The following is a 10897-nucleotide window of genomic DNA, read 5'->3' as shown; positions in this document are numbered from 1 at the left end:
CTCGAGCGTGCACGGTGCATCGGCCGGCGCGGACGAGAGTCGGGCATCCGGGTTCGGCGCACACCTTCACGTCAATCAATCCCGGGTTGCACGCTCGGGTGACAGCAGAGCTCGGCGTCGAGCAAGGTCGTGTGGTCGCGTCCACAGCGCAGGCACTCGAACGGCTTCGGGTCTGCCTGGAAGGCGACGAGGTGCTCGATGTCCATGTCACTCCTCGGGAGTGAAGCCGATGTATCTCGGCTGGGGTGCGGTTTCGATGAGCGAGCCCTGTGACTCGATCACGACGGGCGCTTCGGGGGTGTCGGGCTTCGTGCGCTCGAAGGTGAGCGTGAGGGCGATGCGGATCTTCACGGCCACCCTTCCGACGGGGACGACCGGAGGGGCGGCGAGGTCGTCCAGGAGAGCGCCGCCCCTCCGGTCACCGCGACTGCCGGTGTCGCGGTCTTTCCTCGACCGACCGTGCGACACGTAGCCGCTGCGCCGGGAGCATGAAGGCGGGCCGGGTGCGATCCTCAGCGCACCCGGCCCGTAATCGGCCGCTTCTAGGCCGATGAGCACGCGAACCCCCGGCACAAGGGGGCTCGAACATGCCTGAGGCCCCGTCTCCCGATCAGTGACCGGGGCGGGGCCTCGTGGACAGAAGTCCGTAATCTAGATATTGGGGTACGAACGTACTGCTTTGCCACTTAGCAGCTATCACTAGGTGTCAGCGTGTCGCGCGGGCCTTCGTCTAGACCGAGTTCGCGCCGTGCTTTCCGCACTCGGTATCGCTGTGTCGGCCAGGCCATGAGGCGTTCCCGCATCCACGCGTACAGCACGTCTTCGCGAACCTCGTGGTACCGGCCATAGGGCCCATCTCGGAGGCGGGTGGGCATCCCGTTAGCCACCCACTTCTGGATGGTGCGATGTGATCGCTCCACCCGCCGGGCGGCTTGCCTCAACGTGTACCAGGTCTCATCCATCGCCCCCTTCGACGTCGGCGCAGTACTTCGACTTCACCGCGGTACGGAACCCGCCGCAGTAGTAGCAGGCGCCGGTCGGTGTCCAGACGTGCTCTCGACTCACGGCCGACAGGAGCAGCGCGTCGTGATCGACCTGCACCGTCGGATCGTCGTCAGCCGGGCGGGTTCCGTCCTCGGCCATCACTCCTGTCCCTTCTTCGCCTGCTGTCCGGCCGCGTTCGCGAGCTCGAGCAGCACATCGGCGTGGCATGGCTGATCGAGCGGGCACCAGCAGGCCAGGTCACGGCCACCGAGTTCCCGGCGCACATCGTCGACCGTGTACCCGAGATCACCGACCGATGTCAGGTGCTCGCGGTACTCGCGCGCGGCCGCAGCTCGCGCTTCCTCCACGGTGGCAAGGTGACCGACCGATACCCGGCGACCTTCGCGCCGGACCACGTAGCAGTTTCCGTTCTCGCCCTCTTCGCACTCCTCGGCTGTGAGACTGAACGGGTTGCCGTACCTCGACGGCCGCGACACGATCACCGCGTCCGGATTCTCCGCCCGCCAAGGACGCTGACGGCTCATCTGGATACGCTTCGGCTCGCTCATTTCGTGTCTCCCGTCGCGTCGTCTGTCGCGGCCGCTGCGACCACGCTCATGTCGGTGAGGATGTGCGCGATCAGCGCACCGAACCCGGCTGCGGCCGTTGTCGCGAACACGAACTTCCCACGCCGAGTCCGCGTCTGGTAGAGCGCCGCGATCTGGTAGGAGAGCGTTCCGTGCGCGCCCTCGGTACGAAGGCCCGGGATCTCGATCGCGAAGAACGCCGCAAGCCACAGCATCCAGGCGATCGCCCACTTCAGCGAGGGCCGGCGGCGGATCATGTCAGCACCCCGCACCCGCACGCGCCGTTCAGCGCGATCTCCATGAAGCACTCCCCGCACACCGGGCGCGGCTTCACCCCCGCCGGAGGCAGGCATCCCTCGTGCACCACCTGCCCCTCGATCCACTCGACGATGTCACCGATGTCTATCGGTTCGTCACACCCAGCGCCCGGACAGACGCCGGAGTACTTCGCCAGGAACGTCATGCTGCTACCTCCATTTCGATGAGCACTCCGGACGCATCCGGGAACACCTGGTGACACTTCCTGCATCGCACGACGAGCGGGCCGACGTCAGGCGAGGAGACGTCGACCGACGTTGCGCCGCACACCGGGCACGGGTGCGACTTCGCGCGCCCACGGGGCGGCACGAGCCCCGCGCGGGACCGGTATCGCCCGATCGTCCGGACGATACTGTCGTGGTAGTCGGCGACCGTGTCGAGGTGCGCGACCTCCTCGCCATGCGTCCGCAACCACAGGCACACCTCAGCGATCTGCGCGGCCGCGGCGTCGAGCGAGCGCGGCGGAGTCATCCGCACGGGCTCACCCTCCTCGCCCGTCTCCCACCACTTCCCCGCGAGACGCGATACCGGCACCGGAATGTCGAGGAGCGTGTACCCCGCGATCGTGAGCGCTGCGGCCTGCTCAGCCGCCCACCGGATGATCGCGTTCCAGAACTCGTCGGCGGTGTCCATCGCGTCGTCCCGGAACGGGAGCGGCGGTTCCTTCGTCCCGTCGACGCGCCCCTCGAGCGCACCGGCTCCGAGCGGGATCATTGCCGACCGCAGCGCGACGAGGATCTTCGGTGCCTCGGCAAGTCGGTACAGAATGCGCCAGTAGCAGGAGCCGCAGAGCATCCCGTATCGAGCCGGCCGGGGCTGCTCCTCACCGTCGACGGGCCGCGTGCACCCGCGCACGCACGGGGTGAGGTCGCGGGTACGTTCGCCGAAGATCGCTCGCAGGAGGCGTTCCTCTGCTGACTCAGACCTGGCCATCAGAACACCTCATCCGTGCCCTGCGTCGAGGCCGATGCCCAGCCTGCGCCGGGCTGTTGCCGCTGCTGCGGGGCGTCGCGGATCACCGTGCCGACCGTGCGAGCCCGGATCACCATGCGACGCACCGTCTGCCCGGTGTCGCGGGACTGGTACGACGCGTCCCGCTCCTCGCCCTCGACGATCACCCACGTGCCCTTCGCGAGTTGCGCGATCTGCTCCGGCGCCGTCCACGCCTCGACGTCGTGCCAGATCGTGAACTCGTCGACCCACTCGTTCCGATCCCGGTCGAACTTCCGCTTCGTCTCCGCGACCGAGAACTTTGCGACGTGCTTCTGCCCCGCCGCCTGCAGCTCCGGAACCGCTCCGAGCCGCCCCACTACCGTCTTGACTGCCATCAGTTCATCCCTCCGTTGTTGGTCGTGCTGTCTCCGTCGAGCAGGCTCGTCGGCGTCCACGCCCGCTGAATCACGCGCGCGAACGTCCCCTCCCACGTGAGCGTGATTCGACCGTTCGTCCCCTGCCGGTTCTTCGCGATGTCGATCTCCAGCCGGTTCGGTGCGTTCTTCTCGTCCCGGTGCAGCAGGAGCACCGCGTCGGCGTCTTGCTCGATTGCTCCGGACTCGCGCAGGTCGGCGAGCGTCGGTCGAGGTGAGCGGCGCGCCGTCGCTCCTCGGTTCAGCTGGGACAGCGCAATGACCGGGACGCCGAGTGACTGAGCGAGCAGCTTCAGCGACCGTGAGAACCCGGCGACCTCGACCTGACGGGACTCGACCCGCTCCCCCGAGGTCATGAGCTGCAGGTAGTCGACGACTACCCCGGCGAGGCGCTGACCCTTCGGCGCCCGGCGCGCCACCGATCGGGCGAACGCGCGCACCTGCGTGATCGTCGACACTTCATCGGATGTGGACACGTGCAGCGGCGTGTCTTGGATGCCGCGCCGGACCATCGCGATCCGTTGCCAGTCGGTCTTCGAGACGTCGTGGTTCACGAGCGACTGCAGGGGCACCTGAGCGAGTTGCGCGATCTGACGGGCCATGAGGTCGTCACGGGACATCTCGAGCGAGCAGTACGCGACAGGTCCTTCGAGAGCGAGCCGCAGCGCCATCTGAAGGCCGATGATCGACTTGCCCTGCGCCGGCCGCGCACCGACGACGTACAGCCCGCCGGCGCGGAGCCCGCCGAGGTGTGTGTTGATGTCGTGCCAGGGCGTCGGAACGTGTCGGGGCTTGTGCTCCAACGCTTCGACGAAGTAGTCGAAGTGCTCGCCGAACGGTCTGATCGTCGGCCGCGACGTCGTGCTGACTGCGTCGATTCGCTCCCGGGCGATCTCGACCGCGTCCGCTGCATCGTTCCCGCCCGATGATGCGATCTCCGCGATCGACGAGGCGGCTTCGAGCAGGCGCCGACGCATCGCGTGGTCGTGCACGATCGTCCCGTAGTAGCCGCCGTTCGCGGCCGTAGGAACCGCGCCCGTGAGGTCGTGTAGGTAGCTGGCGTCCAGCGCACCGCGGAACTCGCCCCGTCGTGCGAGCTCGTCACCGACGGCGACGACGTCGGTCGGCGCAGCCTGCTCCACGAGGTGCCGGACCGCGGCGTAGATCGTCTCGTGCTTCGTGTCGTAGAAGTCGCCGGGCTGCACGATTACGAGGACCTCGTCGAGGACGTCGCCGGACAGCATGATCGCACCGAGCACGGACCGCTCCGCGTCGAGGTCGTAGGGCACGAGTACCTCGGTCATGCGTCGATCTCCTTCGGGTCGATGCCCTTGCGTGCGAGCAGTTCGCGGGCCGTGTGTCCGGCGCCGATGAGGCGGTCCCACTCGGAAGGCTCGAAGCCGTTCGCGCGGAGCCACTCGTCGCGCTGTGCCCGCTCGCGCTGCGCGGTCGTGTTCGCCGTGTCGTCGTCGTACTCCCCAGCGAGACGCACGACGTCGGCCGGGGTGATCGACCGGGACTCGGTCCGGTAGTGCTGGCGGATCGACCACAGCCCGGCACCGAGAGCGACGTCGTCGAGCACGAACGCCCACTCGATCGCCATGTCGGCCTGCTCGGTCGGGTCGACCCGCTTCATGCGCGGGTCGAGGAGCGCCGCCTTCGTGAGGAGCACGTTCACCTCCCGCGCGTTCACAGCGTCACCCCCGGATTCAGGAGTTGAGCGACCGGCTCGAGCCCGCAGCCCGGCTCGTGAGGACCGGCAATCCCGGACTGCCCGCACGTGCAGCGGTCGGGGTAGTACTCAGCGAGCCAGTCGCCGACGACCTCGAACGGTGCCTTCCGGAGGCCGAGCGCCCCCGTGTACGGGATCAGCTCATCGAGCGCCCGCGGGTTCGTGAGCACCAGGTGATGCCCTGCTCGTTCCGCCCAGGCGGAGCAGACGAGCCAGTCGCCGTCCTGCTGTTGTTCGATGCAGGACTCGACCGGGTGAGAGTCCACGAGGTCGACTACGCCGATGATCGCGCCGTGGTTCAGATGCCACGGGTACTCGCCCCGACGGCGGTGCACTCCGGTCGCGTGCATCGCGTCATACAGGGCGGGTGAGGACCACGCCGTGTCGTACGCGATACCCGCGTGGATCAGCACCGGGCCGCGGTAGTCCCCCGCGATGTTCCGGACGCGGTTCTCGACGTTCTTCCCGGCGTGGATGATCGCCCACGCCCAGGGCTGTCGAACGGTCATAATCCTCATTGCTCCGCTCCCATCCGCGCAGCGCCACCGTGGCGATCGACGTTGTGTGCAGCGAGGTCGAACGAGGCCACGTACTTCGCGTCACGCTCTGGGCCGGTCCATCCGCCGAGCGCGCAGGAGCCCTCGGAGCACTTCGCCTGGAAGATGACCTTCCGGACAACGGACTGTCGGATCGCGCCCAGAGGCTGTCGAGTCGCGCTCATGCCGTCACCGCCAGACGCTGCGAACCCTGCTCGCGTGCTCGGAGCAGCTCGTCGACCGTGCGACCATGATCGATCGTTGATGGCCGCTGCTGGGACGCCGCGGGCTCGTCGGTCCAGCGCTCCTGATTCAGCCACGACGTCGGGTGAGCGATGTACTTCACATCCGTGCCAGCCGTCTCAGCCGCATACCGCCGAGCACCATCCAGAACCAGTTGCGGATCGGTCGTCCGCACGACACGTACGAAGACCTCCAGAGCCTTCTTCTTCGCCACCCTCCGCGGATAGACCGACCAGAACTCCTCGAACCGAACCTGGGGAGATATAGAGGGGTTCTTGTTCTCGGGTTGTTCTTCTATAAGAGGAGTGATTTGCGCGCTCAGTCCGGAACCTGCGGACTGTGAGTCCGGTACTACAGAGGTTCCGGACTGTGAGTCCGGTACCTCTTCGGCCTCCTCATCCACCGAGAGATTCCCGTTCGGATGCAGGACATAACCACTCGGCGCACGCCCCTGCTTGTTCTTCCGACGCACCCTCGACACCACACCGAGCTCCTCCAGCTCGACCAGCGCACGACGCACCTGCCGGTCAGAGCAGCGCGCCTCACGCGCGATCGTCCCCTGAGAGGGGTGGATGCCACCCGGGCCAGAGTGTGACGCGAGAGCGCCGTACACGGTCAGCGCGTAAAGGCTCACGTTCTCGTCTCGGATCATCCAGTTCGGAATAGCCGCGAATCCCTCGCTCATGGCTTGCTCCATCCCGCGAACAGGTCCGGCTCCTCGACCGGCTCCCATCCGCCCTCGTCGTTCAGACGCACCAGACCGTGCACGGCGTGCAGGATCGGCACCTCGGTGGTGTCAGCGAACTTCGACACCTTGATCCCCCGGCGCAAGGCCTCCGCCTGCAGCTCGGGGTCGGACTCGATCAGCCCGTTCCGGATCGAGTCGAGCCACACGACGTTCGACGCGCGGTGCTTCGACGGCGACCCGCCCATTCCGCCGGCGCGGTGCTGAGGCACGAGCCTGTCGCTCTCCTCACCCGTCCACGCGCATCGGTGGCCGTCGCGTTTGTCGAGCATCCTCAGAGTCGAGATCGGAGTGCTATCGCTCACGGAGTCACCCCCGATACAGTGCGGAGATGAGCGAATGGTTCCGCAGCGACGACATCCCGGGCATCGACAAGTTGCCCATCACGCGACACGTCGCCGAGATACTCAATGAGGCCGACCCCTCCGACGGCGGCGATGTTCTCCGTGTGGCCACGCGGGCGCTCGTCTTCGCAACCGGCGCCCTGGAGACCCGACAGAACCAACTCATGACCGCTCTCGGCGTGACCGAGAACGGACTGCCGCCGGGCGAGTACGACGGATCCACTGACATCCGCGTCGACTAGCTGGGCATTCACGCCGCCACCTCGATTCCGAGGGATTCGACACACGCGGCGATGATGTCGCGAGCCGCATTCGGGGTGACGGCGTTGCCCGCCATCTTCACCTGTTCGCGACGGTTGCCGAGCAGGATGTACTCCGACGCGAACGCCATGCCCCGCTTGATCTCCGACGGTTCGAGCATCCGGAACTCGGCATCCATGACGATGTCCATCAGCACCTTCTCGGTGAGCGCGCCCGGCGTTACCAGCGACTGATTCCCCGCGGCCGTCAGCGTGCGGAGCGGCTCGTCGACCGGCGTCGACATGCCCGTCATCTGCCCGCGCGAGTTCTGCTGGCGCACGACGAGCGCGTGGTGGTTGCCGGATGCCGCGACGGTGTCGATCGGCTCCTCAATCGCCTTCGCGACACCATGGTTCCGCAGCGGCACGACCAGCGCGTCCGTCTCCGACCCCGTACGAGTCGGCATCGGGTCCGCGGCCGACGTCGCCTTGTCGCGCCACGTGCCGCCAGCCGGTACGAGCAGCGCCTCACGATCTACCGATGTGACGGTGCCCATCGGAGCCTCCGTCGGACGCGCAGTTCCCGTCGAGTAGTACGGCACCAGCAGGCCCGTCTCGCTCCTCGTCGACTGGGTCCGCATCGGACGTTCGGCGGGTCGAGCTTGCTTTCCGTCGCGGCCCTCCACCGGGACCATCAGTGCCGCATGATTCCCGCCAGCCACGAGCGACGGCAGGGGCTCATCTGCGGGCCGACTTCGGGACTCATCGGAACCTGACACGTTGTTGACCACCAACGCCTTCGAGGCGGTCGTGTGGAGCGTCCTGAGCGGTTCGTCGGTCGGCCACGCCCGCACGTACTGCGAGCCGGACGTGATCCCGTCGTACGTGTTCCCCGCAGCCTCCACGATCAGCGGCCACCAGTACCGGCGTGCTCCCGCTGCGATCCGCAGCATCGTCTTCTCAGCGAGATCGTCCATCCCGAGCGACTTCCGGTCGCCGATGCGGATGCCCCGCAGGTCCCAGTCGATGATCGAATCGGCGCCCACCAGCGTCGGGAACACCTCGGCGTGCTGGCACTCCTTGTACGGGCACCGCAGCGTGTACTGCGCGCCGTAGGTCTTCATCACCGACCCGCCCGGCTTGAACACCTGCACCGACTTCACGAGCCCGTGCACCGCGCAGTGCGCCATCGGCCGCAGCCACTTGTCGAAGTCCGGGCGACGGTTCCCCGCCTTCCAGAACACGACGTACACGCGATCACGGGACTGCGGTGCAGCAGGGCCGTAGCCGGTGGCGTGCATCGAATTCAGCCACACCACCTCGTGCAGGTAACCGAGGTCATGCATGCTCTGCAGCCAGGACCCCCAGTGCGCACCCTTCACCACGCGCGGCACGTTCTCGACGATCACGATGTCGTACAGGTGATGAGCGGCGAACCGCGGCACATCCCACATACCCATCCGCGACCGCTCCGCCGCCTCATCCGGCAGGCTGTCGCCGAAGAAGTCCCACGCCAGCTGACCGTCGGGCAGCTTCTGCCCTCGCGCCTGCGACCAGTACGTGCACTCTGGCGAGAACCAGCCGATCGTCGTTCGCGGGTACCGCTTGGGGTCCGCCTTGTTGATGTCGGCCTTGTCGTGGTCCGTGTGCGGGTGGTTCGTGTTGTGCGTCTCGATCGCTAGATCCCAGTGGTTCACGGCCATCACGACGCTGACCGCTCCCGTCTCGGCTGCGCCAGTCGACGAGCCGCCAGCGCCGCAGTAGTAGTCCGACATCGTGATGTCCGATGAGATGCGTGGAGTCATGCTGCGCCGCCTTCCCAGACGTCCATCACCGGTTGCGCGAACCGAGTCCGCAGTGAGAGCTCGAGGTACCCGCGGTTCAGGTCCAGACCGATGTAATTCCGGCCCTCCTGCCGAGCCACCATCCCGGTCGTGCCAGATCCGCTGAACGGGTCGAGGACCGTGTCGCCGACTGCGCTGCCAGCGCGAATGCACGGGCGGATCAGTTCGGGCGGATACACCGCGAAGTGCGCCTCACCGAATGGCACGGTCGCCACCGTCCACACGTCGCGCTTGTTACGCGTCGAGGCGGTTAGGAATTCGCGGTAGTAGCCTCCGAGCGCCGCCTTCGCTTCATCCGCCAGCTGCTGCGAGCGAGCGTCGTTTCGGCCCGTTCCCGACTGCGTCGTCAGAGCCTTGCCAGCGTCCCCCATGCCGACCGCCCGCATAGCCTCGAAGTGCTCGTCGCTGAGACCGGCTCGCTGCGCGAGCTCAATCGCGCGACGCAGTTGCGGCCTCCCTTCTTGCGGTTGGGCGATCGTCTGCGGCGTTTGCCCCGGCGCGCCATACCCGGATGACCGGCCTCGAGTGAGGCGACCAATCGAAGATGACGCCGACTCCTCAGCGATGGCGGCCGCGTCATAGAAGTACTTCGGCGACTTCGCGAAAAGGAAGATGTACTCGTGCGATCGCGTCGGGCGATCGGTCACGCTCTCGGGCATCCCGCTCGGCTTCGCCCAGACGATGTCGGAACGGAGGATCCATCCCGCATCCTGCATCGCGAACGCGACGCGCCACGGGACGCCCATGAGGTTCTTCGGAGCGATACCAGACGACGCGCCCCGCGAACGCTCCCCCGTCTTCCGCAGCGCCGCCGACTGCGCCTTCTGGACACGAGCGGGGTTGGTCAATCGACTCTTATCCCACCCGGCATCCGAGCCGCGCGCTTTAGCAGCGTAGGAGTCGCCGAGGTTGAGCCAGATCGTTCCGTCGTCGGCGAGGACGCGGCGGAGGTGGCCGAACACCTCGACCAGATTCGCGACGTACTCCTCGACGGTACGCTCGGCCCCCAGCTGGCCTTCGACGCCGTAGTCACGCAGGCCGAAGTACGGCGGCGAGGTGACGATCGTGCGCACCGATCCGTCGTCGATGTCCGCGAGCGTGCCAGCGTCACGCACGTTCCCATGGATGAGACGCACGCCCGCGACGTTGTGGATCTCGGTCATGCGACGACGTCCACCTTCGTCGTGATCTCCGCGAAGCGTGCGAGGTACTCCCACTTCGCGACCGCCGGACTCCACCCGACAATCTCGACAGCGAGCATCTCGCCATCCGTCGACCACGGCCGCGGCGGCTCGGACAGCAGCTCGAGCCGCTCGTTGAGGAGGATCGCCGTGTCGATCTCCTTCACCCGCGCCGGCATCGGCACCGGCAAGCCGAACCGCTCAGCAATCGCCTCCTCGACCCGGTCCTCGGCCGCCCGGTACTCCGGCATGTTCAGCTTCAGCGGGCGCACCATGTCGCCCACGTACGCCTCCGTCGCGTCGTGCAGCAGAGCCCACAGTGCGAACTCCGGCTCGATCACCTGGCTCATCAGCACGCAGTGCTCGGCGACCGAATAGAACCGGCGAACGTGCCCGTTGTACCGGCACTGCATCGCAAGCGAGTGAGCGATGTCGGTGATGTCGACCTCGTCCGGCCGCGGGTCCATCGGATAGAACTGGCGACCCGTGAAGGTCTGCATCCAGTCGCCTCGATGCCAATCCGCGCGGCGTCGCTTCTCGGCCACCATGACGTCGCAGGGGCAGTCGAGCGAGTGACCCTGACCGAACGGCCACTGCCCTTCGTCCTGAAACGGCGACTCGATCTCGAAGAGGTGGTGGCGCACGTGCCCTTCGGTGCGCGAAAGTGAATCCTGCATGTTGTTCTCCCCTGGCTGGGTGGTTCGGTGTGTTCACATCGGGGCTGGAAGTGCTGGAATCACCTCCAGCCCCGGTCTCATGTCAGGCGCACGGCCCGAA

General features: G+C 67.0%; 17 protein-coding genes. 1 reads left to right on the top strand and 16 read right to left on the bottom strand.

The window, feature by feature from the left end:
• Positions 1-71: 71 nt before the first annotated feature.
• The 13 genes from Q9R08_RS05125 to Q9R08_RS05065 form a co-directional block, all read right to left on the bottom strand.
• Positions 72-206, bottom strand: coding sequence for a hypothetical protein (locus Q9R08_RS05125; protein ID WP_308866791.1), 135 nt, complete (start codon positions 204-206; stop codon positions 72-74).
• A 1-nt stretch (position 207) separates the two neighbouring features.
• Positions 208-351 (bottom strand): hypothetical protein, encoded by a 144-nt coding sequence (locus Q9R08_RS05120; protein ID WP_308866790.1) that lies wholly within the window; start codon positions 349-351, stop codon positions 208-210.
• Between the two features lie 603 nt (positions 352-954).
• Positions 955-1143, bottom strand: coding sequence for a hypothetical protein (locus Q9R08_RS05115; protein ID WP_308866789.1), 189 nt, complete (start codon positions 1141-1143; stop codon positions 955-957).
• Positions 1143-1529, bottom strand: coding sequence for a DUF4326 domain-containing protein (locus Q9R08_RS05110; protein ID WP_308866788.1), 387 nt, complete (start codon positions 1527-1529; stop codon positions 1143-1145). Before Q9R08_RS05110 ends, Q9R08_RS05115 begins: the two co-directional genes overlap by 1 nt.
• A 20-nt stretch (positions 1530-1549) precedes the next feature.
• A complete protein-coding gene (locus Q9R08_RS05105) occupies positions 1550-1828 on the bottom strand; it encodes a hypothetical protein (protein ID WP_308866787.1) in 279 nt (92 codons plus the stop codon).
• Complete coding sequence (locus Q9R08_RS05100; protein WP_308866786.1) at positions 1825-2034, bottom strand: hypothetical protein; 210 nt, start codon at positions 2032-2034, stop codon at positions 1825-1827. Before Q9R08_RS05100 ends, Q9R08_RS05105 begins: the two co-directional genes overlap by 4 nt.
• On the bottom strand, positions 2031-2822 hold the full coding sequence (locus Q9R08_RS05095) for a hypothetical protein (protein WP_308866784.1): 792 nt from the start codon (positions 2820-2822) through the stop codon (positions 2031-2033). The genes Q9R08_RS05100 and Q9R08_RS05095 overlap by 4 nt, the downstream gene beginning before the upstream one ends.
• Positions 2822-3217 (bottom strand): single-stranded DNA-binding protein, encoded by a 396-nt coding sequence (locus tag Q9R08_RS05090; RefSeq protein ID WP_308866783.1) that lies wholly within the window; start codon positions 3215-3217, stop codon positions 2822-2824. Before Q9R08_RS05090 ends, Q9R08_RS05095 begins: the two co-directional genes overlap by 1 nt.
• Positions 3217-4560 (bottom strand): replicative DNA helicase, encoded by a 1344-nt coding sequence (locus Q9R08_RS05085; RefSeq protein WP_308866781.1) that lies wholly within the window; start codon positions 4558-4560, stop codon positions 3217-3219. Before Q9R08_RS05085 ends, Q9R08_RS05090 begins: the two co-directional genes overlap by 1 nt.
• Complete coding sequence (locus Q9R08_RS05080; protein WP_308866780.1) at positions 4557-4949, bottom strand: hypothetical protein; 393 nt, start codon at positions 4947-4949, stop codon at positions 4557-4559. The genes Q9R08_RS05085 and Q9R08_RS05080 overlap by 4 nt, the downstream gene beginning before the upstream one ends.
• A complete protein-coding gene (locus tag Q9R08_RS05075) occupies positions 4946-5497 on the bottom strand; it encodes an ASCH domain-containing protein (protein ID WP_308866779.1) in 552 nt (183 codons plus the stop codon). Before Q9R08_RS05075 ends, Q9R08_RS05080 begins: the two co-directional genes overlap by 4 nt.
• A gap of 208 nt (positions 5498-5705) precedes the next feature.
• Positions 5706-6452, bottom strand: a complete 747-nt coding sequence (locus Q9R08_RS05070; RefSeq protein WP_308866778.1) for a helix-turn-helix domain-containing protein — start codon at positions 6450-6452, stop codon at positions 5706-5708.
• On the bottom strand, positions 6449-6784 hold the full coding sequence (locus Q9R08_RS05065) for a hypothetical protein (protein ID WP_308866777.1): 336 nt from the start codon (positions 6782-6784) through the stop codon (positions 6449-6451). The genes Q9R08_RS05070 and Q9R08_RS05065 overlap by 4 nt, the downstream gene beginning before the upstream one ends.
• Positions 6785-6843: 59 nt before the next feature.
• Here Q9R08_RS05065 and Q9R08_RS05060 point away from each other — a divergent pair, with 59 nt between their 5' ends.
• Positions 6844-7098: a hypothetical protein gene (locus tag Q9R08_RS05060; protein ID WP_308866776.1), complete on the top strand. Its 255-nt coding sequence runs from the start codon at positions 6844-6846 to the stop codon at positions 7096-7098.
• Between the two features lie 8 nt (positions 7099-7106).
• On the opposite strand, the gene Q9R08_RS05055 is transcribed toward Q9R08_RS05060, so the two are convergent.
• From Q9R08_RS05055 to Q9R08_RS05045, 3 genes are read right to left on the bottom strand one after another with little or no spacing between them, the layout of a single operon-like run.
• Positions 7107-8900, bottom strand: a complete 1794-nt coding sequence (locus Q9R08_RS05055; protein ID WP_308866775.1) for a DNA cytosine methyltransferase — start codon at positions 8898-8900, stop codon at positions 7107-7109.
• Positions 8897-10102 (bottom strand): DNA-methyltransferase, encoded by a 1206-nt coding sequence (locus Q9R08_RS05050; RefSeq protein WP_308866774.1) that lies wholly within the window; start codon positions 10100-10102, stop codon positions 8897-8899. Before Q9R08_RS05050 ends, Q9R08_RS05055 begins: the two co-directional genes overlap by 4 nt.
• Complete coding sequence (locus tag Q9R08_RS05045) at positions 10099-10797, bottom strand: HD domain-containing protein (RefSeq protein WP_308866773.1); 699 nt, start codon at positions 10795-10797, stop codon at positions 10099-10101. Before Q9R08_RS05045 ends, Q9R08_RS05050 begins: the two co-directional genes overlap by 4 nt.
• Positions 10798-10897 lie beyond the last annotated feature (100 nt).

The sequence above is a fragment of the Microbacterium psychrotolerans genome, from assembly GCF_031085295.1.
GTDB lineage: Bacteria > Actinomycetota > Actinomycetes > Actinomycetales > Microbacteriaceae > Microbacterium > Microbacterium psychrotolerans.
Note: the sequence above shows the minus strand (reverse complement) of the source record. Positions and strands in the feature narration are given on the sequence as shown.